Raw genomic sequence first — 24,969 nt, 5'->3', positions numbered from 1 at the left:
CCGCCGGGCTTTTGGGGGGCTGACGGTCCCCCTGAACAGCGGGGAATAGTTTCTCGATCAGCGTCGCCGAATCACTCCAATCGCGAGCAAGGCGTTCCGCCCAAGCAGGGAGCTTTTTCCAATCTCGCACTACTTGACGAGCCCTAACAAATATTCGTGTAGCGCTGCAACAGCAGGCACACTTACGTGCTTTCTCGCGCCACGGCCGGCCAGGATGTACAGCGTGTCTTTGCTTTCAAAAATGCATCCATCAAGATCCCGTTGGTAGCCACTTAACACGCTTTCGCCAGGGCGGTGCTTATTCTGGCTATCGAACACCATCAACTGGGCAAACAGGATGGTTGTCTCAAGACCCTGCGCTTTGATGTCTTGCTCTATGGATGGCGGAGGCAGCACATCCAGCAACATCCAATGTCGAACGACGCAAAAATGCCTTTCCTTGAACGTATCGCTGGCGACGCTGATCAGTTCATCATCGGCGAGCCTTGAGCCTCCCACTATGTGTGCTGCCCCGTAAAACAAATCGCCAAGTAACTCGGTGTCAGTAACGTTCGATTTTTTCATTGCTACCCAAACCTGCTTTCCCCCTGTGATCGCCATGTAAGGAGCCGTCTTCACGATGTCCATTACGATGACAACTCGAAAGTTCCAGTGAGCTTTCTTCGTTGCACGCTCACCATTCCCGGGTAAGTCAGTGATAAATGCGATTCATATAAATATTGCTGCCGGGCGGAATCCAGCTCACCACGACGTAAAGACTCCCGCCGACAGTGCGGAACAAAGAGTACCCGTCGATGAAAAACACCTTCAGAATCCTTGATGTTCTGATACTCGCACCTTCTCTGAAACGGCCAGTGGTATCGCCATACACCGTCCCCATGAGTATTGGGGGGCTTTCAACAGCCGCCAGCAAATAGGCAGTCACTGGCATACCGAAATCCACTTCCATTGCCGCGGCAACAGCTGCAGGTACGGACGGAGCTAGCTTTTCTTCACCCATGTCGCGATGCACCTGAGGAGTGAACCAGAGTCAAAAAACGCCTTTCTCGATGCTTCATGAAATTCCCCGCATTCATCAAATTCAAACGCCAACAGTCACGCTCACAACGCAGTGGTAAGCACTCAGCGTCGTCTCTGTCTCGATTTCGATTTACTTCTAAATTGAAAGAGCGCACACATGGGCGAAACTGGATTTATGTGCGTTGTGAATTCTACAAACGCGCCATGGCCGCCACACATATTAATATATAGATTTGAGTGGCGGATAGCAAACGCGGCATACAACTCTGTTTTTACGGAACGGAAAAATGTCTGTGCGAATCGCATTCGCCGCGGCGCTGAAGCTTCTGAGAACAGGACGCGGTCTTAAGCAACAGGATCTGAGTGCAAGCCTCACTCAATCGCACGTGAGCCAAATTGAAAGTGGAAAGACATCGCCCAGCCTTGAGGCAATCATCGACCTGAGCAATGCACTGCAGCTGCATCCTGTTGCGCTGATGGCTCTTGTTTGTGCAGCGCATGAAGAACTGACTCCCGGCGATATCCTGGAGCTCGCAAAAGAAGACCTTCAGTCACAATCGCTGCTCGGGATTACCATTGCACTGGAATCCGAAGAAAAGCCGCATCCTCGCGTTGCAGCAGCAGCGCTAGCACGAGAGCAAGTCCAAGCGTTGAAAGATCAGGGTTATTCGCAAGCTGACATCGCGCGGGAGTTGGGGATGGCGGAATCAACGGTTCGACGTCATTGGCACCGTGTAAGTTAAGGTTGGCTCGCAGGGTTTGAGTATTTCCACCAATCGCTCAAGGTCGCCAGCAACGGCACTGCTATGCTTGGTTCTCCATTCGAACGGAGTCGAGTCATGGCTGAGCAATATTCCCTTCCTGATGTGCTGGCAAGAATGTACGAGAACCAGCTTGCGGTCGAAGCCGCACTCATGGAGCTTGTGCTCCTGGAGGAGCAGCGCGGGTCTTCAGAGGCGTGTGAAAACGCTCGAGGAGCGCTTGAAAAGATCGGTGAAAATGCTGGACATATCAAGCAGGGCATCGCCCGATTGAGGGGAGCTGCGGGCACTTCTGAATATTAAGCTTTTTTTCCTGTGGCTTTGTCGCTCGAACGAAGCCGTACTCTGCAACTGTGTGGCGCGTCCCTGTGTAACCTACCGAACAGCTCCCTCCCCTGTTAGGCACTGCTCACTAGGCGACAGAGCCGTGGCTGTTAGGACTAAGACCCGAACACCTGACCGTTGGCCTACCCAGGCTCTTCATTTTCTCGCCATGACCTGTGTCATTGGGACGAAAACATGAGCCGCTTTGATGATCACCGTGGGTCACGGTGTCCTGGTTCAATGGCGCCGATCAGATGACTCTCCAGATCGAATGAAGGGGGTACTTTCACGCTGTAGGCCTCAGCCCCCTTAAGCTTGATGTCTGCCAAATCACAGTCGCTGAAATCACATCCGTTGAGCACGCTGCTTCGTAAATCTGCTCCCTTGAACGACCCGTGACGAAAATTGCTAGTCATCATCATCGCTCCCCGGAGTGAGCAGCCATCAAAGCGTCCATGATCAGCTGTCACTTGAAGCAAGTCCGCGCTTGTCAGGTTGCTCCGGCTAAATTGCGCCCAACTCAATTTGGAACCCTGAAATCTGGCTTTCGTCAAATTACACAAATGAAAACTGGCAAAGCTGAGATCGGAATGCGTCAACGAAACCCGTTCCAGGCGCTCCTCGCACAAATCCAATCCTCGCAAGTCGTCCAAAGCTTCGGGATATGGAGCGGCAACCCCAACGTTGGGCAGCTGCGAAAGCAGATTGGGCCAACTGTCGTCTGCATTACGCAGGGCCAGTAAAAGCTGCTTCTTTACGCGCAAACCGGCCTCGGTTTTCCACCGATCTCGAAGCTCAGCTATCTCTTGAACTGATGGTTTTTGTTCTTCTGCCATTCTTCCAACTCCAAAAAGCGTCTGCCCTTCTTCACTCGGGCTCCCCTGCGAATCATCGAGGGCAATATTCTTGCATCGACTGAGCACTCGAGTTCACCGGGATAAGGTGTCCCCGTATAACCATTGATCGTCGAAACGCGCCCCTCCAAAAGGCGCTCCAGATCCCAGCCGATCATTTCACCCAACTCATAAACCCAGCCACCCGCTTCGGCCCAATAGATAGCGCCTTGCCCCATGGGGTGAGACACCACCGAGGTTAGCGTGGTGCCGCGAAAGCGCGTGCCCCGTCCTCGGCTTGCGTGCCTTAGAAGATCAATGCAGGTGCCTTTGAGCGGGATTCCGGCGCTGAAAGCTTCAGCAGGATCGATTAGCGAAGTCCCATAAAACCTGTCACCAATTCCTACCGGCCTCACCAACTCACCACTGGGTAATTTGGCCTTTAAATCTATCATTGGATTGGAGCTGTCACAGGTGCAACAGGTATCGTCACAATATTGTTTTTTTCGTAGATCCATTACTAGCTCTTGAATTGGAAACTGCGCTTCATCTGCGATCTGTGCCTAGGGGCCGATCGCGTCAACAGAACTGACAGACGTTGTTTGACATCTCGCTCAGCTAATTTAGGTTGTAGCCGTTAATCCTGGTGAGCAGCACTGCTTTCCAATGGCTTTCACGAGCTGAAATTTCGCTTTTCATTGCATGAATATCGGCAATTTCCAGGATGGAAAATCGCAGGTCGTATTTACGATCAGGCGATGCCTCGATGCCGAATTCCTTTTTCAGTGCAACGTTACCGCCGTGCCCGGTCGCAGCGTAGGTTCGCCATCGCCCCCAGATACCCTCCTCACCATCGGCCTTGCCCACATAAAGCTTGCCTATGGCACTGTCAGTGATCAGATAGACCCCCTTCACGTTAGCGAGCGCCGCGCGCCAACTTTTTACGTCGTGACGAACCACAATATCCAAGTGTTCCTTGGTCAGGTTCACGGCTTTGTAGCCTGGAAAGTCGCCGACACTCAAACGCTTAGGTAGTAACTCCCTCACAACGAGATCTGCGGCCATTGTTGTGCCCAGCGGGTACGAATGTCGCTTCTTGTACGCGCTGGTGAGATAAAGTCTGCCCACCCACTCCTCTGCCGCGTCAATACGTTGCAGCTCGTAGATGTAATGCTTACGTGGTGTGCTGTGCTTGGTGCAGCTCACCTTTCGGAAAAGCCCTGCGAAAAGCCAGCTATTTGGGCGTCCTGCCTGAATGAGCGACACCACAAATTCTTTTTTGAAGTTTTGATTGGCTTGCCAGGATTGCCACCGATCAAACCGGCCTTCAAGGAACACGTCCAATGGATGTTCCTCGCCGTTGTGCCTCGCGAGATGGACCTTCGCGGTTGTGGGAGTGAACGTGGGCTCCCACATTTTGAGTAGATCGAATAGCAGCATTTTTGCTCTCTTATGCAGCTTGGAAAGAACGTGCGCGCGAGCATACGGCGTCGCTGTCTCACCTAATCCAAATGTGCACTAAGTGCCGAGGTGCTCCGAGAGAACCAGATGGAGGCGGAGTTGATTGCGTATTTCGCTCATCGTGACCGGTCATTTCGCTAACAACGTGACCGGTTTCTCCACCCGATTGCGCGGGGTCTAAATTCTAACCGCATCGGTCACGATGCCGCTTCTTCTTCCGTCTTTTTACGTCGCAGTGACTCGCCCTTCATCACGATTCGATACGCACTGTGCACCAACCGATCCAGCAAGGCGTCGGCCACGGTCGGGTCGTTGATCCAGCCGTGCCAGTGATCGACCGGCAGTTGGCTGGTCAGTACCGTCGACCGCGAGCCGGCTCGGTCGTCGATCACTTCCAGCAGGTCGTGCCGGGCGTTTTCTTCCAGCGGTGCCAGACCCCAGTCGTCCAGGATCAGCACGTCGACTTTGGCCAGTTGTTGCAGCGTACGGCCGAAGCTGCCGTCTCCGTGGGCGATGCGCAGTTGTTCCAGCAGGCGCGGCGTGCGCAGGTATAACGTGCTGTAGCCTTGGCGGCAGGCTTGGTTGCCCAAGGCACAGGCGAGCCAGGTTTTGCCGACGCCGGTTGGGCCGGTCAGCAACAGGTTGTGCTGTTGGCGGATCCAGTCACCGCTGGCCAGGGTTGCGAGCTGGCGTTCGTCCAGGCTTCTGCCTTGGCGGCGGTCGAGGTCTTCCAAGCCGGCGCCGGCGTATTTGAGCTTGGCTTGTTTGCGCAGTCGCTCCAGGCGTTTGTTGTCGCGCCAGGCCAACTCGCGGTCGAGCAGCAGGCCGAGCCGCTCATCGAAGCTCAAGCTGTGGCAGGCCGGCAGTTTCCATTGCTCTTCCAGCGCCTTGGCCATGCCGCTGAGGCGCAGTTGATGCATCTGGTTAAGGGTGTGTTGCGTCATCATTGAACAGCTCCTTTTGGGTGTAATAGTCAGCACCGCGCACGTTCTCGTGGCGGCTTGGATAGGCGGCGGCGGTGGCCTTAGGCAGCGGTTGCTGGTCGAGCCCTTGTTTGAGCAGGTTGCGTACGGTGCGGCTGTTGAGCGCGCGCAGCTGGACGGCGCGATGGGCCGCCGCTTCAAGGCGCTCGTTGCTGTACTGGCGAGCCAGCGAGAGCAGCCCCAGGCAGGATCGGTAGCCCATCTCCGGATGGGGTTTGTGGGTCAGTTGATGTTCGACGATCTGCCGGACGTGTGGGCCGATCCGCTCGCCCCAGTCGAGCAGGCGCTGGGGTGTCCAGTCGCGATGGGCCTTGTGCGAGGCCGGCATGTGTTCGCTCTGGGTGCTGTAGGCGCCGCGCCGCGGGAGCAACAGGTGGCTGGCGACTCGCCGGTGGCCATGCAGGATTTCGACGGTATGGGCGCTCACTCTGGCGTCGACGCTTTGCCGGGCCAAGGCCGAGGGCACGCTGTAAAAGCCGCCATTCACTTCGACGTGGTAGTCGATGTTGACCTTGCAGCGTTTGAAGGTCACGACCTCGTAAGGGTGCGCCGGTAACGGTTTCAGCGCCGGCTGGTCGAGTCGTTCGAACCAGTCCCGTCGGCATCCGTCGAGCTTTTTGAAAGGGCGACGGTTCAAGTCCTCCAGCAAGCCAGCGATGGCCTGATTGAGGGCATGCAGGCTGAAGAACTGCTGATGCCGCAACCGCGCCATGATCCAGCGCTCGACCACCTGCACCGCCACCTCTGCCTTGGCTTTGTCCTGCGGCTTGCGCGGTCGCGCCGGGAGCATGATGGCGCCGTAGTGCTGGGCGCACTCCAGTGCGGCGCGGTTCAGGCCAGGCTCATAACGGTCAGGCCGGGCGACCAGGGCGCGCGGGTTGTCCGGTACGATCATTTCGGGGACGCCACCGAAGTAGCTGAGGGCCTGGCTCAGCGCCGTCAGCCAGTCCACTTGGGTCTCGCCTGGCGTGGCGCACGCGTAGGTGTAGTTCGAGGCGCCGAGGGCCGCGACAAAGATATGCGCCTGGCGGATCTCGCCGGTGGCGGCGTCGATCACCGGCAACGTAGGCCCGGCGTAGTCGATGAACAGCTTTTCGCCCGCGCGGTGCTGCTGGCGCATCGAACGTTTGAGTGTCCTGGCGTAGCTGCGGTAATGCTCGACGAACTGGGTGTAGCGGTAGGTCGGCTGGTCGGGATGAGCGGTGGTGTATTCCTCCCACAGCAGTTGTAGCGTCACGCCTTTGCGACGTAGTTCGCGGTGCAAGGTGATCACGTCGGGCAACACGCGGTCGCCGCGTGTGTGGACGATCTTGGCGGCGGGCACCAGGGCGGCGCCGAGCGCCACCTCATCCAGTAGAGCCAGCGCGGGCCATTCGATGCCGGTGTCGCGCGCCGCCTTGATGTACTTGCTGACAACGCCCTTGGACAGTTGTAAGGCACGGGCGATTTTCTCGAGGGACAGGTCGGCCTCGAACTTGAGGCGCAGGCATTCTTTGATATTACGCATGGCTACTCGCTGCGCCGCCATCCTTCGATTCCCCGAAATGGGACTGAGGGTGGCGGCGCGTCAGGTCATGCGCAACGGAGTGGAGGGTATTTCGCTAACAACGTGACCGGTCATTTCGGTAAGGGCGTGACCGGCTGTTTCGGAACAGGCGGAAATCGGTCACGTTGTTAGCGAAATGAGCGGTCACGCGTTAGCGAAATGGTCGGTCACAATGTACCGAAACGGGCGGTCACGATGGGCCGAAATACGCAGTTGATTGAATGAACAACTTCGTGGGGTGAATCCAGCATTCGTGACAACAGCGGGTAGCGCGCTCATTCCACTGCAAGGTCATGGAAGACCTCTGCTTGCCGCCGTTTGTAGCGTCCTGCTGCCCAAAATATAAAATCGAGGGCCTTATGGTCGGAAACGTATCCCTCAGTGTCTCGAAATTTTGATCGGAACTGAACTCTGACTTGCTTGAATGTGCCCTCCTCTATGATCTGATCATAGAGCTTCTGCAGACCTGAATAGAAGAGAAGATACATCTCTAATCGGACCTCAAAAGGTTTGTAGGGAGGCGGCCTTTGGAAGCCGAAGATCGAGGCAACCTCAGTATCGTAGATCGGTTTGTGGGGGCAGACGGTCGCCGCCATTTTGGTGGCAAATGAAAACTGGAGAGAGGACTGACCTTTGAAATTTGGAAAGTCTCCCAGCTCTCTTGCGATCTCACATAGATCGACGGTGCCGGCCGATTTCGCGATGCTCATGAGCTCAAAATAACGCTCCTTGAATTCAGCGCTCAGGCCTGCACTGTCCAACCGATAAAATGACCTATATACGAATTTGAAACAGCCTGTCTTGCGCGGGATCTTCAACAGCAAAACGGTCACTGAGGAAACGATAAACCGCGATTGATTCGGCTCCAAGCTCACCCAGCACCTCAGTGGCCTGTCCTTCAACCCAGATAGGTGACTCCAATATCATTGCTGTTCCTTGCACCATTGAGGTCTTCCTGCCAAGGCCCCTGGAAGCGCCCTGTATCAGCGGCGCCTGACGTGTAACGTTCAATGTGATATTCGCACATCGAAGCGCGCTTTCAGAGCCTTAAATAGCTTCGCTTTTGACCTATCGGCTCGCAGCATTTAGTCCAGGTCTTCCTTGGAGTGACGTTCTCAAATGAGCCCAGGCACATCATCGCTTGTGCGGTTGACTCGGATGCCACGCTGCACCGCAGGGCGTTGCTCAATCGCTTTGGCCCAGCGCTCGACATTGGGGTACTCGGAGTTGTTTAGGAATTCAGCGTGGCCATAACCCCAATCGAGAAACACCCCGCCGTACCAAGGAAAAATGGCAATGTCCGCAATCGAGTAGTCTTCGCCAAGGATGAAGGTTCGCCCCTCAAGGCGTTGATTCAACACATCGAGCTGCCGTTTCACCTCCATCGCATAGCGGTTGATCGCATATTCAATTTTTACCGGGGCGTATTTGTAGAAATGAGCCAGGCCTCCCGGGAGATAGGGTGTGCTGCCAACCTGCCAGAAAAGCCAAGACAGGCACTGAGCGCGCCCAACCGGATCCTGTGGAATAAATCGACCGAATTTTTCCGCCAGGTGCAACAGAATGGCGCCCGCTTCGAAGAGCTTGATGGGCTGCGCACCGCTGTAGTCGATCATGGCAGCAATCTTGGAGTTCGGGTTCAACTCAACGAATCCAGAGCCAAACTGATCGCCTGCGAAGATGTCGATCATCCAGGCGTCGTACTCGGCATCATGCTCGCCAGCTGCCAGGAGCTCTTCAAGCATGATCGTTATCTTGCGCCCGTTTCCTGTCCCCATAGAGTAGAGCTGAAGTGGATGCTTACCACGGGGCAGCGGTTTCTCGTGCGTAGCGCCCGCTGTCGGCTTGTTGATGTTTGCGAAGGTGCCGCCATTGGGCTGATCCCATACCCAAACTGCTGGTGGGACGTATGGATTGGACTCGTTCATCGCCTACTCCTATTCATGGATACGCAGCTAGCGTCTATCCGGTGCGCAACACGGATCGGGCTGAGATCGCCCGGGACAAGCCGAGAGGTAATCAAACACAGGAGATTTTATAGATGACAAAACCAATCTAATCAACCTTCCAGCCGACTCATTGGTCAGGTACCCACCTTGACCACCTTGCAGGAGGATGATCGTCAATATCGGATTGTTGATCCCATTCCCTCAAAAGCGGCATTGCTAATGAGCAGGTGGCAGGTTCTGATCCTTCGCCACGGCAATGCCCGAATAGCCAAATGACAGGAGGACAACCGCCGTATTGCTCTCCTCCACGTTTTCCAAGACATTAGAGGAACACAGTGCCATGCCCGGCCTATTGGCAGATGGCTGTAATCGGTTCGTGAGCCAGCGCCATGAAACTGAGTCTTCAACTCGATCCAGTCTTCGACCTGCTTGACCTTCAGTTGGCTCTCATAAATTCCACGTGGACTTCAGTTGAATCATCGTCGAGCATCCATTTTTCAACCTCGGCTGACCATCCAGGCTTGCAGAACTCAAGGGTTGTCCAGAAGTTTTGATAGCTTTTATAGTCAAGTTCTTGGGCGATGGTCTGATGGTTTTTATTCAAGAGATACCATGCGGAGCGCATCCTGGTGCCCCAGTTGTGCGCACTCAATAATATCTGACCGGTTTCTTCTTGAAAGCCGAGCATGGGCAGACGGGAGATGAAAAAAACAGCGGCAACCTGGCCATATTGCGGCTGTTGATATACAAGTTCGTCAACCAGTTGATACAGCAGCCCGACACCTTGGAATATGCAAATATTGGCAGATTCTTTCTTCTGCGTAACATGTGCAACCTTAAGCGTTGGCCCTCTAAGAGAAGGCGTTACGTTGACGTTGATACTGAAGTCTTTCAAAGTGAATCCTCAATTGTTTTTATTATTGGAGTCAATTTAATGACTGCAGATCATTCGATGCAAACTATTTGCGCTTGACAGCAATGCCTTTAAAGGTAGGAATACGACCTTACTTCTTCGATTTCGCGCAATAACCACGCTGAAGGCGTCGGCGTACGCCTCTCAGCAATTTATGTGATTTTATCTGTTTGCGACCGACAGGCTATAGATTGCTCCGGCTCTGTCGGTCTGGCTTTCAGCAGGTCAATGCTGGGTAAGATTGAAAATCTTCATCGATGTCATCGCCGAGAATCCACCTTTCAACTTTCTCTTGCCACTCGGGATTACAGAATTTATCGGTAGGCCAATAATTCTGGTAAATTTCGTAGTCAAGCTCTTGGGCTTTGGTCTTGTGAGCGTTGTCCAAGATGTACCATGCACAACGTATCCTGAGATTCCAGGTGTCCGCGTTCAGCAGTATTTGGACAGTTTCTTCTAGAAAGCCGAAAAGGCGCAGACGAGACGTGAAGTAATCAGTGACGACCTGAGCGAGTTGTGGTTGCTGCTCAACAAGCGCGTCCGACATGCGGTATAACAAGCCGATGACTTGAAATGCTGAAACGTCCGCCGACTCTTTTTTGTGTGGTGAGTGTGAAACTTCAAGCTTCGTTCCATTAGGCGTGGACGTAACAATGGCATCCATAGTAAAGGTGTTCATAGGCGTCTCTTTTTATTGTAATTGTTATATCAATATAATACTCGCCATCCAAGCAATGCAAACTATTTGCGATTGACGCTGTTCTGTTTTGACGTATAAAAGATCGTGTACCTAAACAATAATGACCTAAAATCATTGTTACAGTCATTGATGTAATTTAAGTGCTAAGCTAGCGACACACCCTCGTTATCACCCTGAGCGCAAGCAATATTGTGACTCATATGTTCCACAGTGTGCCAAATCATTTAGATTAGAGCAGTCGTTGAAACAACATCGTGGCTGTGAAGTCCGCTATCGAGTGGGTGTCAATCAGAGACAATGCGGGAGTCGTTTTCCAAACTGCCTCTATTCAATGAGGGTAAGTCTTCACTTTTTCCGAAGCTCAAGCAAAAATGACAAGTAACTCTCGTCAAGAAGCATTCCAGAGCGCTTATGGTATTCCCGCTCGCCACTACGTCAGTGAAAAGCAACGGTGATACGACACACCGTGTTGGCCTCACAAGGCGATCATGACAGCTCGGCATTATCTGCGCTCTGAACCACGATTCTTGCGCGCTGAAGACGCGTCGTTACCCGGAGTAAACGGTACCTGTCCTGCAAATCGGGACTTTGCTTCTAGGGATAATTGTTCGTGAGCTGGAAACGTTGATAACGTCTTTTGACGAGATTCGGAGGGGGGGCTCGCCAAACAATGCGGCGGCATTTGAAACGAAGATAGGTGAAAGTGCAGCTACCACATCGGCACATCATTTACCGGCGCGGTAGGGAGCGCGTGTGCTGGCACACGGTCTCCCATTGCCCAAGCCGGAAACGGTCATACTGGCGAACCAGAACAACTTTTCCATCTTTCATGGCATTTTCTCCATCTGATCTCAGCGGGCCGCTGACAGCCTTTGCACTTCATGAGCAAAGCGAGCCAATGAGCGCGGGCGAGAGGGAGAGTGCTTCGGTGGTAGCTGCGGCGGCAATGCTACCAAGGGTTGTCGAGCTTTTCCAGGGTTATCCTTCACCGCCGGTTGCGACCCAAAAAAGAATTGAAAAACCGCCTTGAATCAAGAAATCCGAACACGAAAAAAAGCCCGGAGAGCATGCGCTTCCGGGCTTCGTAGGTTGCCAGTCAACTCATCATTTTGTCGAAATGCGACTCGAAATTCGTTTTCACAAACACGTCCCTGAAGCGCGCAACGTATTGTGCGGGATCAATTTCACCGAAATCGGTCAGGTTGACAGCATCCGAATGGGATTGGCGACTGATATACCGGTACAGCGCTCGGAACTCCGGATTCTCATCGGCCAGGTCTGCGAGTGCCGCTCCAAGTGAATCCTGACGGTGCACAAACGAGAAATAATACTCCAGGATATTTCTCATCATGTTCGGGATCACGTTGGTGGATGTGCGCCCGGCCAAAGCGTCCTTGATGGCCTGCCAGAACGATTGATAGTCGTTCTGCACTTCCTTCTCCAGCATGGTGGTGACCGAGCTGAACTGCGACTTGGTGATCCTGAACAATGCGAAAGGCGGTTCCTCATTCTTGGCTGCCGGCATCAGCTTGATCATTTCGTGAAAGAAAAACAGGTTATGCGTGAGAATGATGACTTGTTTGAATCTCGTTTTGGGGGTCAAGACCTGTCGTCTGATCAGCGAGGCAATGTCGTAGATGTAGTTGTGGGACAGGCTGGAGATTGGGTCATCGATCACGATAATCCGATTGCTTTTGAGCTTGCTGGTTTTGTCATCCAGGTCGCCGTTGCAAACCTCCAAAAAATACAAAAACGAAATCAGCGTTTTCTCACCTTCGCTCAGTGTCTTGAACACGTCATCTTTTTGGTCAGGTCGGTGTAGTCGATACTGTGGAACCTCACCCTCCTCCCTCAGTAGCTCAAAGCCCTTCAGACCCAGCACGCCGAGCCATCGGTTGATACTCCCAATTGCCTGGTCGATATTCGTGATTTTGGCGCGGCTTTCGACGATCGTTTCCTGATGCGTTTTGATTTTGCCCAGTATCAGCCTTACTGCATCTCGCTTCGCGGCCAATTTGTCATCGTATTCACGATGCTCCTTGGTAGCTTTAATGATCATGGCATCGCAGCCGCCACGCAAAACATTCCAAAAACGCTCCTTGATCTGCTCAAGGTGAGTTTTCTTGTCCCTGATCTTCAGGTTTATGGCATCGATTTTGTCCTGCTCGACCTGGACGGCAGCGTTTAGATCGGCGATCAATGTGACGGTCACCGTGAGGCTGACGGGGGCCGAAGGGCTAGCCATTTTGGCTTCAATACGCTGAATATTCTGCAGCAGTGCAGATTTCAAAGTGACCACGTGCGCGATAAACGACTTGCCCTGGTATTGAGGTTTATCAAGCTGAAGAAGCAGCTGATCAACACCGCTTTTATAGCGGGTTTCCAGCGCTGCCAGCTCCGCGATGCGAAGCTCGTACGTCTTATCGAATACCTTTTCAAGCTGCGCGTAGAAGTCATTCGGCAGTGCTTGCTGGCAGAATGGGCAATGCTCGTCATTTTTGTCGACAAACTTGAAGGATTGCTTGATCCAGTCCGAGTTGCCCAATTCCTGAATCAGAGCCGACAGATAAGAGTCGCCAGAGCCCGCAATGGTCTCTTGGAAAATAGGCTTCGTTTCTATGTCGCCTGCAGGGAATGCGAAAGAAGCAATGCCCTCAAGCTCCGTATCACTGGCGGACTGCAGCTCAGAGGCTTCTGCTGCCAATGATTCAGCAGTATCGGCCGTCGACTTGAACTTCAGCGGCACGAGTTTATCGTGTAACCGATCCTTGGTATTGATTCCGCCAAGGCAGTAGCTCAGCGGGCCACTGTCATACGGCTTTTTTTGCAGCCACATCTGGTCTTTAAGCGCAGCGGAAAGCGCTTCCTGCGCCGTTTTCAATTCCTTCCCGTCAGCAATTTCCGTCTGCTGCTCCTCGCTAAGGACTTTGATCGCGTCCTCTGCTGCCTTCAACGCAGCTTCCGCCTCAATGTTGCCTTCATTCAAGGTGAAAACCCCCGGCTGGACACTAGCGTGAAAGTTTTGCTCCATGAATGTGTGGTTGTAGACCAGTATTTCCCGTTCGGCGTCGACAGGGTCGATACGGCACGACGTGTGATCCGATGAGCTCGGATTTTGCAGAAAATTGCTGATGGTGGTTTTGCCCGTTCCATTCTGTCCGTAGAAGATGTTGACTCGAGTCAGCGGGCCAATGGACGTGTCTACGTTGGGGTCGTAGCTTGAAACGTTGCGCAGAACAATATTCTTGATCATTGTGCTGTCCCTGCGAGGCGGATTAGTTACAAGGCATCATGTTAATTCGCGTTTTCCTGTTTGAACAGCGCCGGTGATGAGAATGTGCCATCACGAATCGCCGGAGCGTTTATGCTGGGGCTTTGTGAATGCCGCACTGCACAAGCACAGCAGATACTCCTAGCGGCTTTATTAATTCAGGGGGCAAAATGAAAAAAATAATAACGGTTAATTACACCCACGCACGATCCATCGAGCTACGGTCGAAACGAGAAATCAGTTTGACTATTGTGGAGGGTGAATCGTCTATTGAAGACCTGATGCTTGGCGAATACGTATTGATCGTAAATGACCGTGGGATTCCTCACTGGGTCGCACAAATCAGCCGTTTCGTCATCACATCTGGCGATTATCCAAAGACCATAACTGCCTCGTTAGGTCGTATCGCTTCTCTATCGGAAGGCTGGCTTGAGGTCTCGAAAATCATTCGAGACAAATGGCTTCAGCACGCTAAGATTGAACTGCTGGACGTTGAGGCGCTGTTCCAGGTTGGAAATCTCCTTACGTCAAACGTAGAGAAGCCATTCGAGTCATTGACGGCCAAGGACGCTGCTACTCGGTTGGCATGGACGTATGGAGTTGAAACTAGCCAGGTCAAAATCTCGATCGAGTTCTAACCTGATTTCCTCATTGCCCCAGTTATTTGAAGCAACGCAACGCAACGCATCGCATCGCATCCATGCGTCGTATCTCAGTCACGGTTAACTACGAACGCTGCAAAGCCACTTCTGAGCAACCGCAAGCCAGCAATATGGACACCGAGGATGATTTGTGACATGTCGCCGTCATGACCATTCGCGGCTTTTTTTGCATCGAATTGGCCCGCAGGATTGAGGAAGTGAAGGCAGGTGTCGCCGCGGGCTTGGGCCCCCGGCGCATAAGAAAGACGCGGCCATCTCGGAGCTCAGTACCTAGGTTAACGCTTAAGCTGTCGATACATCTCCTGGGCGGTGCGAGAGTCAGCTTTCCTCTGCTGGCTTTTCAGCGGCTGGACGCTCCAGAACATGAATGAGGTACTCCAACATCTTCTGTATTGACTCGGGAGTCTCATTGATTTCGTCGAGTCGACCTGAAAGCTCTGCTGCAGCGGTCTTGGCTAGGGTAATCCAGCCTTGGCACAGGCGAGTCCACGTGTCGCAGCGTTTAATAAAGTTGAGAAGAAATTCCTTGGGATTAGGTAGTGTTCTGCCACCGTTGATCTTAGCTCGAGTCAGCCGCCAGTAATCGTGAGCAATCAGGTTCCGATCAATCACGAATCGCATCAATTCATCACCATCAAACTGAAACTGAGCCCCGTAGGTCTGAGCAATAGCCCCCAAAGTCTGTTTAGTTTTTGTGCCATCGCCCCGTAGAAACTCTTCAGCTGTCAGGTCTTTGAATCTACGATCGTGCGCCTTCAGATGTGATGCCATGCCATACAAAGCGAATTCAAACTTTTGTGCGCCCAGCATCGCCAGGCCCAGCAGTATCATCTCGTCAGAGAATTCTTCCAGTCCATCAGGTTGCAGGTTTTGGCCATCGCCGATTGACATAGCTTGCTCCTTGAGTTCGTCATGGTTGATCCCAGGAATGGGAAAAAAGCTTTGCACTATAGGATGCATACCCGTACAGGCGACGCCTTGAAATCTCATAACGCAACGCGCGTTAGCATCGCATGCTGGCGAGCGATGTGAAGGAAAACAACATCGGCCGCTAAGATTGGCATTATCATCTAAAACGATTCTACTTGCGGTCCAAATTGCACGATGATTGCTATCAAGCAGTCGGCGAACGCTCTCCAGGGCAGTGCCGATATCTTCGTCAAACTGTCATTGTCACTTGAGAACGGAGAACACCATGAAAGCAGCTACCCATCCGAACTATCGTACAGTGCTGTTCCACGACACCGCTGCGGATGCATTTTTTCTCATCAGCTCTACCGCACACACCAGCAGCACGCAAAAGCACAGCGATGGCAACACCTACCCCTATGTCGCGTTGGATGTGTCGAGTGCTTCGCATCCCGTGTATACGCATCAGCAACGCAAAGCGACCAACGAGGGGCGAATTGCTGGCTTCAACAAACGCTTCGCAGGCTTTAGCGCACGCTAGGGGCCCTTATGGATGACTTTCATCAACCGCCAATCAGCAATCTCTAGCAGCCCTTTGATTCAAGGGGCTGTTTTTTTTGACCGTCGACAGCGCTTGAGGCCAATAGCGGATTCCACGCTGGGATCCTGCTGGGATGTTCAGTTGTGCAGGATCCTTGAAACCAATTTTAAAGACATTGAAGCAGCCAATCGCCTGGCTCAAGGTCGTTGATGGCGCTGATACAAAGTGAGCCGCCAGAGTCGCCCGACTTTCGGTTGATTCCGTTAGCCGAAAACACACTTAGCGGTGGTTGTTCTTCACCATGCAGCAGGAATGTTCAATGCTCATTTGGCATTGATGAAAAGCCCTAAAGGGCCTGGGCTAGCGTCTCACTATTTATTCGACGAATAGCGCATTCCAACATCTGCTTCAGCGTACCCAGCATGATGTTATAGGGATCAGCCACCTGCTCCAGTTCATGTCGCTGCCAATCATAGAACATTCGCAACCATCTCCTTTCAAAATCCCCATTAAAATCCGTCCTGCTGAAACGAACAGGGCCTAACGAATTTCTGAGGGAGTCAGTTTCAAGCTTCAAAAGATGTTTCTTGTAGTCCATCCGTAACGCATTGGTCTTGGCGAATAGCTCGCCACTGTCATGTTTCACGAACGGTATCCGATGGACATTTGTGATCTGATCTCCGAAGGTAATCGAGTAGGACAATATTTCACCGGTGACTCCGTTCACTTGCAAACACACGATCATGGCATAGCTCGCATATTCACCGGGTAAATGGACACGAAATGCCGGGCGCCAGTACCACGCAAACACATACTTCATTATGTTGGCCTCCAGCAGCGAGGAATGTCGGCAAGCAGTGAAATGTTAAGACTTATACTTTCGTAATGACGAAGCTCGTCGCCGAGCAACGTCAACAGGTTAAAATGCTCCTCCATTAGTTCCCAGATAACCCATGCTCGAGCTGGCGTAAAATAACCTTCTGAGTTGGTCGAGTTCCCCTCTTCTTCTGTGATCCACCCCAAAAGCAGTCCACACAGATAAAGCGCGCTTACTCTTGCAATAGACGATGCGCGATAAATCTCTTGGTAAAAATTGAGATAGAAAGCATCACGGCGATAGACGTTAGGTCCGCCCCAATCTGAAAACACAACTTTAGGAAAAGCATAGTGCAAGCAAGGCATCATGACCGCTCGCATTAGAGACAGTATGAATCCTTCAATCTGAGCTCGCTCCACATGATCTGTTGCCTTTTCACGAAGAGCATCAATGCGACGTTGCACATCGAAAGCGAATGCGTTTCGAAGCGGCCAAGCGTTACAAATACGCTCATGGTGCTCTTTGGCATGCAACGAATCCCAGTACCAAGTAAATGCACGCGCTGGGTGATCAAGTGTCAAGGCAAACGAAACAGGAGCGTCCAGAAGAGGAACGGCATGCACGCTACACATGGGTTGCGCAAGATGCCGCCAGTCTGACTTCCATGCAGGCAATCCCGTCGCTTGCATGCTCTGCGCAAGGCATTGGTAACAGAAGGCTCGTCGATACCGCAAAGGCGTGTAGGGACGCTCAAAAAAAGGAAACTGACATTCGAACCATTGGCGAGGAATGTCTAGGGTTTGGACGCAGTTGTCTACCCAATCGTTGGATGCCACCCCGTCGGGGTCAACGAATCTGATCCCGGATGAATCAGGGGCGTCACTTTGTACAATTCCGCGAGCATCCGAAACATACTTTGGATGATCGAAAATGGGCCCATTGATTTGTAGATTAATCCGATAACTCCAGGACGACAGGCATTCTCCAACAACGGGCTTGCTGATCCCCAACTGTTCCAGACGTCGCAAACCTTGGAGCAGGATCGCTGCTTCACCATCTTGCATCGATTCACCCGAACAAGACACGCTGCACCTCCCATTTCAGATCTTCCGTTGCCCTCGCCCCTGACATCGCAGTTGGCAGTTGATCGTGAAGAAGCTCTGTGCAATAGAGCACTTCGAGCAATGACATAGCTCGGTCAATTTCAAGCTCGTCCGCCGTTGTCGCAAATTGATCCCGGTCCTGCACTCGAATATTCAAACCGTATCGAGAGTTGGACCAGTGACAAAACTGAGCCTTCAGATCAGACCAGTTTTGACCCGTCAGCGCGCCACTTAGTGAAATATCTGATGTTTGAACCGTTTTGATTTTGCAGAATTCGTTTTGTAATGGAACGCGGCGTGTTGAAAATATCACCTGCATCCCTGCGGCACCCATAGCGAATTTGAGCATGTCGTCAATTATATTTCCCACTGAATCCCTTTCGTTAATGATGATTTCTGCGTCATCAATCACAATTGTCCTGCGGTTGGTCAGTTTTACGAATTCAACCAGACTCTTCGGAACCTGTTTAAGCCATCCAAACTCGCTGGTAGGGAAAACCATCTGTTGAACTCGATCTACCAGACTCACACGGCTTAAGAATATGTCGTGCCGAACAACAATCACCGTCGTTGAATGATTGGCGACAAACGCGTCCAACAAGCTGGTGATGCCTGCGCCGGCCGGTCCTCGCACCATGACGACAGCGCTTGCTGTTGATTTAGAGATGGAATCAAGCGCGTCATGCGCTTGGTTCCATGAGTCCCAGCGAAACTGGAAGCCATGACGGCCTTCCAGTACGCTGCGAGCGATATCGCGACGTGCATCCAGATTCACGCTGCGCCAGCCTCGTCTGCGGCTTCAGGATCAGAGATCGAAAGCGCGTAGTTGAAATTGGCCATGATCTCTTCGATGTTGTCGAGATGGCGATGATTGATGTGTTCCGAGCCATCCAGGATGCTGGCCATAGCGGAGGCCTGGATAATCTTGACGACATTGTCCATGAGGCCATCACCCTTTTCCATGATCTTCAAAAACAGCACTTGATCTTTGAAATTCGTCGGTTTCTTCAACGGCAAATGATGGATATAAGTCGCCACAAAACTGCGAAACTCGGGGCCGTTGTCCCAGCCGGACAGCGACACCACCGGATAACGCCGCTCCAATTGAAGATCGCGGCGAAGCACCTTTGCAGCATCCGGAATCCCAAAGGCAAAAACTGATAAGCCGTAGGTCGAGCCCGAAAGATTTTTCAGAAGCGACAAGTTGATTCGCTGCTGGACTTCAGTCAGTGTCAGCGCATCATGGACTTCGTCGATCACAATACCTCTGATGTTCTCAGTACGAATTTTGTACTGCATCTCAGGGGTGATGTTGTCGCCTTGTCGGGCCCTTCGCCCGACGCCAAGCCCCATCTCACTCAGGATGAGATCGCGAAGCGAGTACCCATTTGGGCTTTGGTGCATGGTGACGAATATCATCTTGTTTTCGGAAGTTTGATTATCCATTTTCATTTTATCGATCAGCGCCGATTTGCCTCCTCCTGGAGGCGCAATGATCAACATACTTGGCGCATTAATCTTGTTCCTTGTTTTCATTGCCATCTGCACCCTCAAGAGGATCTTTTGTGCATTCGGATGATGGACCCAAAAATCATTGGCACACGCCAAAAGCCTATCTTCATCAGACTTGTCGAAGTGTTGTAATGCCGAAATATGGACGTGCGGGTACTTTGACATAAAAATGCCTCATGTTTTAACGTTAAGAATCTGTTCAGATGAACAGGGTTTGCAATCCATGCAAACATATATACAAATGCGTGATGCACCGCGTGTATCGAATACTGATTAGATTCATGCAACAGATCGAATGAGAGGATGCCGCCCCATCGCTTGATGGATGAAAGGCGAATAATGCGACTAACGGGTGTTACTGTCATAGATGACCACTGGAGCATCATCGAAATCAACAATGGTTTCGGATTGAAACAATTTACTAATGTTGTACACGTTGGACGCCTCTTTTTTCTGGCCTTTCGGGTTTGATTTTGTCGTTGTGGTCGCTCCTGGTTTCAAGGACGTATTGAGGTCTTTGTGAATGGGAGCTTTTTTATGAGTAGACGCTTGTTCTTTGTAGTCCTCCTTACCCTTTTCCGCTTTCCTTTTGCGTTTCTCCTGAGTGGTTAATTTCACCTCGGCCTTTTTAACCTTGTGCGCTTCACTGAATGACTGCGCCCCTGCCTTGCCCATCGTGCCGTCTCGAGCCCCTTTTTGTTGGCGTTGCCAACGGTACGTTTCAAAATCAGCGCTTTTATTAAAGTTGTTCCTCTTACACGGAATTTTCGTCCAAGTACCATCCAGGTTTACAAAAATAAAACTGAGATCGTACGGATCGTACTTAACCAGCACTTTTTCTCGGACTCTATTCTTGATCGCTGAATCGAAGTAAAACCTGCGAAACAGTTCAATGCCCTCAGGAACGATCTGCTTATCATGGATCTCGGGATAAAACCGGTACTTGAAGTCTTCGTGCTGCGCCGCATCGAGCATCTTAGGTCCCGAGTATTTCGCGTAATGCTCGTTCCATGCCTCCTCGGGTGATTTGCCCAGGGCAGAATGCTTGGAGTCGTGATAGGCATGGAAGTGATAGCAAAGGATTTCCCGCAGGCCTGTCAACGTAATGCCTGCACGCTTCGCGCTTCTCAGATGCTTGCGCTGGACAGTGTTCGATCCCGTACTGCCAGGTAGCCCGTGAACCGTGTTGAGCATCAACTTGCCAATCAGACTTTCAATGTGACCCCCTTGGTGCTTTTGAGGGATGTCCCTGTGCTGTACATCGATACCAAAATCCTTGGCGTTCAGCACAAAGACATCGGAGATGAACTCCTTTGCGTTGTCGGTGTGAATCACCTCGGGTAAGCCATGCATCGGCAGCAAATGCCCAGGGAGTCCAAGTTTCGCGAGAAACGGGTCCTTGGGCAAAACGCAGCTTTCCATCAGCATGGCCACCGAGACGGCACTTGGCGGCAGGAACGACAGGTAAAACCCCAGAACCACACGGGTGTGTAGATCCACAGCGAGGCTGATCCAAGGTCGCCCGATGATGACGTTACGATCGTTTTCATCCACGACGAGTAGATCAACGACGGTATGGTCGAACTGCACCCATTCCAGAGGCCTTGTAGTGACCTTGTACCCTGCCCTTGCCTCATACTTTTGCTTGGTCTGGTCACTGGAGTGTGTCATGGCGTGAAGCAACCGCTCGCCTTTGGAATTAATCCAACGTTTGACCGTGTGATAGCTGGGTCGCAGCATCCTTCTGTTGTCTGCTTGTGCCTGACAAGCTTTCCAAACGACTGAGATCTTCTTCGAATCCGGATAGTGCTCAAGAAACATCTCTTCGATGAGCTTTAGCACCTCTGAATTTGTCACCATAAGACCGTCTTTGCGTCCCGGGCTATCCGTTACGATTGTCCGGTAGCTGGTAGCGCCTTCCATGCGTTTAACCAGCTCGTAAAACACTGTTTTCTGTAAACCAAGCATGCTCATTGCTTTGTCGGCTTTCAGATGACCATCTTTGTAGTCCCTTAAAATGGCATACCGTGTTGCGGCCAACTTGTGTCGCCCTACTTCGCTAGCGGTACTCTTTGAGCTCAATGCAGTCTTGGCTCGTGAGATGCATTCCTTGGTTACTTTTTTCATTGATCATTGCCCATACAGAATGAAGTCCTTCTGGCGCAGTGCGTTTATTGCGCACACTGACGCCGCGATGATGGCCTTCGATCTATTGCATTAGTTTTTTAAAGAGCGGTAGTTACAGGCTTCGATTGCGTCGAAGCAAAATCAGTTAATCTCATCTGAACGAAGTTCGCAACTGGCCGACCAAGAGCACTAAGAGTCGGAGAAATAAATAGTAAATTTGATTTGAAATTAGATTAATTTTAAATGGAAAGCCGTCTAGATCGCGGCCTCTAGAAATTCGAGAACACTATATTTTTAATTTTATTCACGCTTCAATTTTTGGCTTAATCGCTTACGATTGCAACTTCCGATTTGTCCAATCGAAGCATTCCATGCAAACTTGACTTGAAACAATCAATATTTTCGATCAAAAAACTTGAAATTTCATTTTGAAATCGAACTTGCCGAGCAAGATGCTTGGATAATATATATTGATGGTTGCAATGGTTATAATTAGTCGAATTATAGTTATATTGATGCGCATCTGATGAAGTTATCCATCCTCATCTCAGACACCCTCTCTGGCTTGCCACCGAACTGAGGCTGTTTACCTGCTGAAAGCTTGATTTGGAGTCAAAGAGCAGGCGACGGCTTTGCCGCCGAAAAGACGATGTTTCCTAGCCCACTCTTCGCTCAGTACGGCTGCACGTTCAACTCACTCTGCATGAATCCAGTAGGACGAGTTAGGCTGTCGTTGCTCCCTCGTTTCAAGGAAGCCCGCCTTCGTTTTTTTGCGATGAGGGTGGATGACCTCACCAAAGGGACTGATGGATTGCTTCGACCCCACCGGGAGGATGCACCGGGTCGTCTTGGGTATTTACCATCACGAGAATATCGATCCGGACTGGTTTGCCCGTCGGATCGCGTATTAGCCTTTCGTGCAGGCCTTCAGCCGCTCACCAGCCGATCCTGCCAGGTTGAATCATGTCTGCCAGCTGTACTGTAGTGCGGCTCTTTCTTTCATTAGCGCTCGGTACATTGCCGCGAGGTACAGGCAGTAGTTACCACCATGCCGAGGGCCTTAATGTTCACCGCCAGGATCATCTGGCTATCCTCGCGATCTAGCCAGTTGGCCGAGGGTGGAGCGCTTATCCATCCTGCGGTAAAGGGTTTATTGGCCCTTAGCTTAGCCAATGAACCCTCTGAATTAATCAGCGGACATTCCCGAAAACACGAAAATTAATCTACGGACATTCCCGTAACATTTGCTTTCTTCAGCGGTAATTCCCGGAAAAAGTCCGCTGATTGATCACAACAAATATGTTTAATCAACAAAATCATACACTTAGGAATGTCCGGTCATTTCGCGATTGGAGCACCAGCCAGTCACGGCACTACTCGCGGTATCTGGCGCTGCAGTTTAAAGCGCGCTTCAAAGGCATCGACACCTCCGTATACGGCCTTGCCGAAAGTCATCACACTGGCTGAGTCAAAGGCACCCAGCCGAGGTTGGGTCATCACCTGTGCAGCGCATGGAGAAAGGCAATGACACGACTATTGGTTTTACTGGCTCTGGTACTCAGCATCGCAAGCTGTGGCAGCGTGGATGTCACCCGCTATGCAGATCAGCAGCCGACCTTGAACCTGGAGCGTTTTTTCAGCAAACCGGTGAAAGCCTGGGGGATGTTTCAGAAGCGCTCCGGTGAAGTCGCCAAGCGCTTCGAGGTTGATATCGTCAGCCGTCGGGAGGGTAAAAACCTGATTCTCGATGAGCGCTGCCTGTACAGCGACGGCACGCGCCAACGTCGCGTCTGGACCCTGACGCCCGAGGGTCAGGGCCGCTGGAGCGGTCGCGCGGATGATGTGGTGGGTGTCGCCCAGGGCCAAGTCGCCGGCAATGCGTTGCACTGGCGTTATCGTCTGAACCTGCCGGTCGACGGCTCAACGTACGAAATGAGCATGGACGACTGGATGTACCTGATGGACGAGGACACGTTGATCAACCGCACCAGCATGTCCAAGCTCGGCGTGGAAGTCGGTCAGGTGACTTTGTTCTTCCGCCGCCAGGGCTCAGAAGAAAGCCAATGAACAGTGTAGGTTACTCGAACGCCATGCTGTTCAGGCCAGCATGCGTCGAGCGAGGTTGGCCTGATAGCTGTACACCTCCCCGGGTACCGATAAATCACTGAGCTTCCCAGGTTCCTGATGATCGTCTCTGTTGTTGAACGCAACATTGAAGACGGCACGCTCAAAGGCCACAGCCATCTCTCGCCCGTCGTTGGTTCAAGATCCGTAATTCCTTAATACTGTGTCTTATCGACGTAAAGTAGCCGATAACCACAACATAATGGATTTACCCTCCAATCGCACAGGAAGCCGTCATGTCCATCCGCCCGTTTAAGCTGGATATCTCCACCGAGCAGCTGGACGATCTTCATCGCCGCGTGCGTTCTTCAATCCTGCCGAACACTCTGGCACCCGGAAGCTGGGATGACGGCACCGATACCATTTTCCTTCAGCGATTACTGGATTATTGGAGCAATCACTTTGATTGGCGCAGCCAGGAGCGGCGAATCAATCGAATGCCGCAATTCCTGACAGAAATTGACGGCCAGACCATTCACTTCGTGCATCAGCGCGGCATCGGGCCCCGGCCTATGCCTTTGATCATCACCCACGGCTGGCCGGGCTCTTTTCTGGAGATGGAGCGGCTGCTTCCTCTTCTCACAGATCCGGCGAAATACGGGGGTGACGCCGAAGATGCCTTTGACGTAGTGGTGCCATCGTTACCCGGCTACGGCTGCTCCCCTGCCCCGACTAGAACCGGTATCAGCTCGAAGCAGATTGCCGATCTGTGGGCATCGCTGATGGGGAAGTTGGGCTACAACCGATTTGGCGCTCAAGGAGGGGATATTGGCGCCGGTGTGTCGATGTGGCTCGCTCGCAACTACGGCGCCAATGTGATCGGTGCCCATCTCAACTACATCCCTGGTAGCTTCAGGCCTCCACTGGAGGGAGACCATGACGCCTTGAGCGAGGAAGAGCAGGAATTCCTGAATCGAAGCGCGCAGTTCGCAGCAACCGAAGGTGCGTATGCTGCTTTGCACAGTACCAAACCCCAAACCCTGGCTTTTGCACTGGCGGATTCACCCGCCGGGCTCGCTGCGTGGATCGTCGAGAAATTTCACGCTTGGGTGGATCATCCCAATGATCTGGAGCGCGTGGTGCCGATGGAAACCCTCCTCAGCGACATTGCCCTGTACTGGTTCAGCGGAAATATTCCAGCGGCCTTGAGGCTGTACAAGGAAAACCGACAAAATCCGCTGATTTTCAAAGCCGGCGAGCGAGTGGAAACGCCACTGGGAGTGGCAATCTTTCCCAAAGAACTACCGATGCCACCCCGCAGTTGGGTTGAACGTGTGTTCGCTATCCAGCGTTGGGAGTACATGCCACGTGGAGGTCATTTCGCAGCACTGGAGCAGCCGGAAATTCTGGCTGAGGAGATCCGCGAGTTCTTCAGGCCGCTGCGGACCTAGATGATTACAAAATATAAATACA

The 24,969-nt window shown here is 52.1% G+C and carries 23 protein-coding genes and 2 pseudogenes; 6 read left to right on the top strand and 19 right to left on the bottom strand.

Features of this window, described 5'->3' with window-relative positions; translation table 11 throughout:
• Positions 1-129: 129 nt before the first annotated feature.
• Complete coding sequence (locus ACYZTK_RS01705; RefSeq protein WP_259674573.1) at positions 130-627, bottom strand: DUF6957 family protein; 498 nt, start codon at positions 625-627, stop codon at positions 130-132.
• Between the two features lie 64 nt (positions 628-691).
• Positions 692-1,000: a hypothetical protein gene (locus ACYZTK_RS01700; protein ID WP_462012842.1), complete on the bottom strand. Its 309-nt coding sequence runs from the start codon at positions 998-1,000 to the stop codon at positions 692-694.
• A gap of 307 nt (positions 1,001-1,307) precedes the next feature.
• Between ACYZTK_RS01700 and ACYZTK_RS01695 the strand changes: the two genes are divergently transcribed.
• The gene (locus ACYZTK_RS01695; RefSeq protein WP_046054976.1) at positions 1,308-1,763 is read left to right on the top strand and encodes a helix-turn-helix domain-containing protein; all 456 of its coding nucleotides are present in this window, start codon (positions 1,308-1,310) and stop codon (positions 1,761-1,763) included.
• 96 nt (positions 1,764-1,859) lie between these two features.
• Entirely contained in the window at positions 1,860-2,084 is a 225-nt protein-coding gene (locus ACYZTK_RS01690) for a hypothetical protein (RefSeq protein WP_462012841.1), read from the top strand.
• Positions 2,085-2,317: 233 nt separating this feature from the next.
• Here the strand turns inward: ACYZTK_RS01690 and ACYZTK_RS01685 are convergent, their stop codons facing one another.
• From ACYZTK_RS01685 to ACYZTK_RS01640, 10 genes and pseudogenes are all read right to left on the bottom strand, one after another.
• Positions 2,318-2,941, bottom strand: a complete 624-nt coding sequence (locus tag ACYZTK_RS01685; protein ID WP_462012840.1) for a pentapeptide repeat-containing protein — start codon at positions 2,939-2,941, stop codon at positions 2,318-2,320.
• Complete coding sequence (locus tag ACYZTK_RS01680) at positions 2,905-3,456, bottom strand: hypothetical protein (protein WP_462012839.1); 552 nt, start codon at positions 3,454-3,456, stop codon at positions 2,905-2,907. The genes ACYZTK_RS01685 and ACYZTK_RS01680 overlap by 37 nt, the downstream gene beginning before the upstream one ends.
• Before the next feature lie 100 nt (positions 3,457-3,556).
• Positions 3,557-4,378, bottom strand: a complete 822-nt coding sequence (locus ACYZTK_RS01675; RefSeq protein WP_462012838.1) for a GIY-YIG nuclease family protein — start codon at positions 4,376-4,378, stop codon at positions 3,557-3,559.
• A gap of 218 nt (positions 4,379-4,596) precedes the next feature.
• A complete protein-coding gene (gene istB, locus ACYZTK_RS01670; protein ID WP_462010764.1) occupies positions 4,597-5,346 on the bottom strand; it encodes an IS21-like element helper ATPase IstB in 750 nt (249 codons plus the stop codon).
• Between the two features lie 19 nt (positions 5,347-5,365).
• Positions 5,366-6,910, bottom strand: a pseudogene (gene istA, locus ACYZTK_RS01665) (IS21 family transposase); the annotation flags it as partial.
• Positions 6,911-7,203: 293 nt separating this feature from the next.
• A complete protein-coding gene (locus ACYZTK_RS01660) occupies positions 7,204-7,761 on the bottom strand; it encodes a hypothetical protein (protein ID WP_462012837.1) in 558 nt (185 codons plus the stop codon).
• Between the two features lie 282 nt (positions 7,762-8,043).
• Positions 8,044-8,856 carry a glutathione-dependent disulfide-bond oxidoreductase gene (gene yghU, locus ACYZTK_RS01655; RefSeq protein WP_046054981.1) on the bottom strand — a complete coding sequence of 271 codons (813 nt, stop codon included), beginning with the start codon at positions 8,854-8,856 and terminating at the stop codon, positions 8,044-8,046.
• Between the two features lie 457 nt (positions 8,857-9,313).
• Positions 9,314-9,772, bottom strand: coding sequence for a hypothetical protein (locus ACYZTK_RS01650; RefSeq protein WP_046054983.1), 459 nt, complete (start codon positions 9,770-9,772; stop codon positions 9,314-9,316).
• Positions 9,773-10,007: 235 nt separating this feature from the next.
• Entirely contained in the window at positions 10,008-10,469 is a 462-nt protein-coding gene (locus ACYZTK_RS01645) for a hypothetical protein (RefSeq protein ID WP_462012836.1), read from the bottom strand.
• A 1,117-nt stretch (positions 10,470-11,586) separates the two neighbouring features.
• Positions 11,587-13,743 (bottom strand): AAA family ATPase, encoded by a 2,157-nt coding sequence (locus ACYZTK_RS01640; RefSeq protein WP_462012835.1) that lies wholly within the window; start codon positions 13,741-13,743, stop codon positions 11,587-11,589.
• Positions 13,744-13,931: 188 nt separating this feature from the next.
• Between ACYZTK_RS01640 and ACYZTK_RS01635 the strand changes: the two genes are divergently transcribed.
• Positions 13,932-14,399, top strand: coding sequence for a hypothetical protein (locus ACYZTK_RS01635; RefSeq protein ID WP_046054986.1), 468 nt, complete (start codon positions 13,932-13,934; stop codon positions 14,397-14,399).
• Positions 14,400-14,741: 342 nt separating this feature from the next.
• Here the strand turns inward: ACYZTK_RS01635 and ACYZTK_RS01630 are convergent, their stop codons facing one another.
• Positions 14,742-15,314 carry a hypothetical protein gene (locus ACYZTK_RS01630; RefSeq protein WP_052962714.1) on the bottom strand — a complete coding sequence of 191 codons (573 nt, stop codon included), beginning with the start codon at positions 15,312-15,314 and terminating at the stop codon, positions 14,742-14,744.
• A 304-nt stretch (positions 15,315-15,618) separates the two neighbouring features.
• Here ACYZTK_RS01630 and ACYZTK_RS01625 point away from each other — a divergent pair, with 304 nt between their 5' ends.
• Complete coding sequence (locus ACYZTK_RS01625; RefSeq protein ID WP_462012834.1) at positions 15,619-15,873, top strand: type B 50S ribosomal protein L31; 255 nt, start codon at positions 15,619-15,621, stop codon at positions 15,871-15,873.
• Positions 15,874-16,219: 346 nt separating this feature from the next.
• Here ACYZTK_RS01625 and ACYZTK_RS01620 read toward each other — a convergent pair whose 3' ends face one another.
• The 5 genes from ACYZTK_RS01620 to ACYZTK_RS01600 all read right to left on the bottom strand — a co-directional run bounded on the left by ACYZTK_RS01620 (position 16,220) and on the right by ACYZTK_RS01600 (position 21,432).
• Positions 16,220-16,693 (bottom strand): hypothetical protein, encoded by a 474-nt coding sequence (locus ACYZTK_RS01620; protein WP_046054988.1) that lies wholly within the window; start codon positions 16,691-16,693, stop codon positions 16,220-16,222.
• A complete protein-coding gene (locus tag ACYZTK_RS01615; RefSeq protein ID WP_185753182.1) occupies positions 16,693-17,754 on the bottom strand; it encodes a hypothetical protein in 1,062 nt (353 codons plus the stop codon). Before ACYZTK_RS01615 ends, ACYZTK_RS01620 begins: the two co-directional genes overlap by 1 nt.
• A gap of 4 nt (positions 17,755-17,758) precedes the next feature.
• On the bottom strand, positions 17,759-18,568 hold the full coding sequence (locus ACYZTK_RS01610; RefSeq protein WP_462012833.1) for a hypothetical protein: 810 nt from the start codon (positions 18,566-18,568) through the stop codon (positions 17,759-17,761).
• On the bottom strand, positions 18,565-19,470 hold the full coding sequence (locus tag ACYZTK_RS01605; protein WP_462012832.1) for a TniB family NTP-binding protein: 906 nt from the start codon (positions 19,468-19,470) through the stop codon (positions 18,565-18,567). The genes ACYZTK_RS01610 and ACYZTK_RS01605 overlap by 4 nt, the downstream gene beginning before the upstream one ends.
• Before the next feature lie 180 nt (positions 19,471-19,650).
• Positions 19,651-21,432: a transposase gene (locus ACYZTK_RS01600; protein WP_462012831.1), complete on the bottom strand. Its 1,782-nt coding sequence runs from the start codon at positions 21,430-21,432 to the stop codon at positions 19,651-19,653.
• A gap of 1,524 nt (positions 21,433-22,956) precedes the next feature.
• On the opposite strand from ACYZTK_RS01600, the gene ACYZTK_RS01595 reads away from it, so the two are divergent.
• A complete protein-coding gene (locus ACYZTK_RS01595) occupies positions 22,957-23,499 on the top strand; it encodes a DUF3833 domain-containing protein (protein WP_462012830.1) in 543 nt (180 codons plus the stop codon).
• 117 nt (positions 23,500-23,616) lie between these two features.
• On the opposite strand, the pseudogene ACYZTK_RS01590 reads toward ACYZTK_RS01595, so the two are convergent.
• Positions 23,617-23,694: pseudogene (locus tag ACYZTK_RS01590) on the bottom strand (phosphatidylinositol kinase); the annotation flags it as partial.
• A gap of 98 nt (positions 23,695-23,792) precedes the next feature.
• Here ACYZTK_RS01590 and ACYZTK_RS01585 point away from each other — a divergent pair.
• Entirely contained in the window at positions 23,793-24,947 is a 1,155-nt protein-coding gene (locus tag ACYZTK_RS01585) for an epoxide hydrolase family protein (protein WP_462012829.1), read from the top strand.
• The last annotated feature ends 22 nt before the right edge of the window (positions 24,948-24,969 follow it).

The sequence above is a fragment of the Pseudomonas sp. LB3P31 genome (assembly GCF_054897945.1).
This window is presented reverse-complemented; position numbering and strand designations above follow the sequence as displayed.

What these genes read in the sequence shown, in the direction of transcription:
- ACYZTK_RS01705 (WP_259674573.1), bottom strand. Translation starts at nt 627, where the DNA reads ATGGACATCGTGAAGACGGCTCCTTACATGGCGATCACAGGGGGAAAG.
- ACYZTK_RS01700 (WP_462012842.1), bottom strand. Translation starts at nt 1,000, where the DNA reads ATGGGTGAAGAAAAGCTAGCTCCGTCCGTACCTGCAGCTGTTGCCGCG.
- ACYZTK_RS01695 (WP_046054976.1), top strand. Translation starts at nt 1,308, where the DNA reads ATGTCTGTGCGAATCGCATTCGCCGCGGCGCTGAAGCTTCTGAGAACA.
- ACYZTK_RS01690 (WP_462012841.1), top strand. Translation starts at nt 1,860, where the DNA reads ATGGCTGAGCAATATTCCCTTCCTGATGTGCTGGCAAGAATGTACGAG.
- ACYZTK_RS01685 (WP_462012840.1), bottom strand. Translation starts at nt 2,941, where the DNA reads ATGGCAGAAGAACAAAAACCATCAGTTCAAGAGATAGCTGAGCTTCGA.
- ACYZTK_RS01680 (WP_462012839.1), bottom strand. Translation starts at nt 3,456, where the DNA reads ATGGATCTACGAAAAAAACAATATTGTGACGATACCTGTTGCACCTGT.
- ACYZTK_RS01675 (WP_462012838.1), bottom strand. Translation starts at nt 4,378, where the DNA reads ATGCTGCTATTCGATCTACTCAAAATGTGGGAGCCCACGTTCACTCCC.
- istB (WP_462010764.1), bottom strand. Translation starts at nt 5,346, where the DNA reads ATGATGACGCAACACACCCTTAACCAGATGCATCAACTGCGCCTCAGC.
- yghU (WP_046054981.1), bottom strand. Translation starts at nt 8,856, where the DNA reads ATGAACGAGTCCAATCCATACGTCCCACCAGCAGTTTGGGTATGGGAT.
- ACYZTK_RS01645 (WP_462012836.1), bottom strand. Translation starts at nt 10,469, where the DNA reads ATGAACACCTTTACTATGGATGCCATTGTTACGTCCACGCCTAATGGA.
- ACYZTK_RS01640 (WP_462012835.1), bottom strand. Translation starts at nt 13,743, where the DNA reads ATGATCAAGAATATTGTTCTGCGCAACGTTTCAAGCTACGACCCCAAC.
- ACYZTK_RS01635 (WP_046054986.1), top strand. Translation starts at nt 13,932, where the DNA reads ATGAAAAAAATAATAACGGTTAATTACACCCACGCACGATCCATCGAG.
- ACYZTK_RS01630 (WP_052962714.1), bottom strand. Translation starts at nt 15,314, where the DNA reads ATGTCAATCGGCGATGGCCAAAACCTGCAACCTGATGGACTGGAAGAA.
- ACYZTK_RS01625 (WP_462012834.1), top strand. Translation starts at nt 15,619, where the DNA reads ATGAAAGCAGCTACCCATCCGAACTATCGTACAGTGCTGTTCCACGAC.
- ACYZTK_RS01620 (WP_046054988.1), bottom strand. Translation starts at nt 16,693, where the DNA reads ATGAAGTATGTGTTTGCGTGGTACTGGCGCCCGGCATTTCGTGTCCAT.
- ACYZTK_RS01615 (WP_185753182.1), bottom strand. Translation starts at nt 17,754, where the DNA reads ATGCAAGATGGTGAAGCAGCGATCCTGCTCCAAGGTTTGCGACGTCTG.
- ACYZTK_RS01605 (WP_462012832.1), bottom strand. Translation starts at nt 19,470, where the DNA reads ATGTCAAAGTACCCGCACGTCCATATTTCGGCATTACAACACTTCGAC.
- ACYZTK_RS01600 (WP_462012831.1), bottom strand. Translation starts at nt 21,432, where the DNA reads ATGAAAAAAGTAACCAAGGAATGCATCTCACGAGCCAAGACTGCATTG.
- ACYZTK_RS01595 (WP_462012830.1), top strand. Translation starts at nt 22,957, where the DNA reads ATGACACGACTATTGGTTTTACTGGCTCTGGTACTCAGCATCGCAAGC.
- ACYZTK_RS01585 (WP_462012829.1), top strand. Translation starts at nt 23,793, where the DNA reads ATGTCCATCCGCCCGTTTAAGCTGGATATCTCCACCGAGCAGCTGGAC.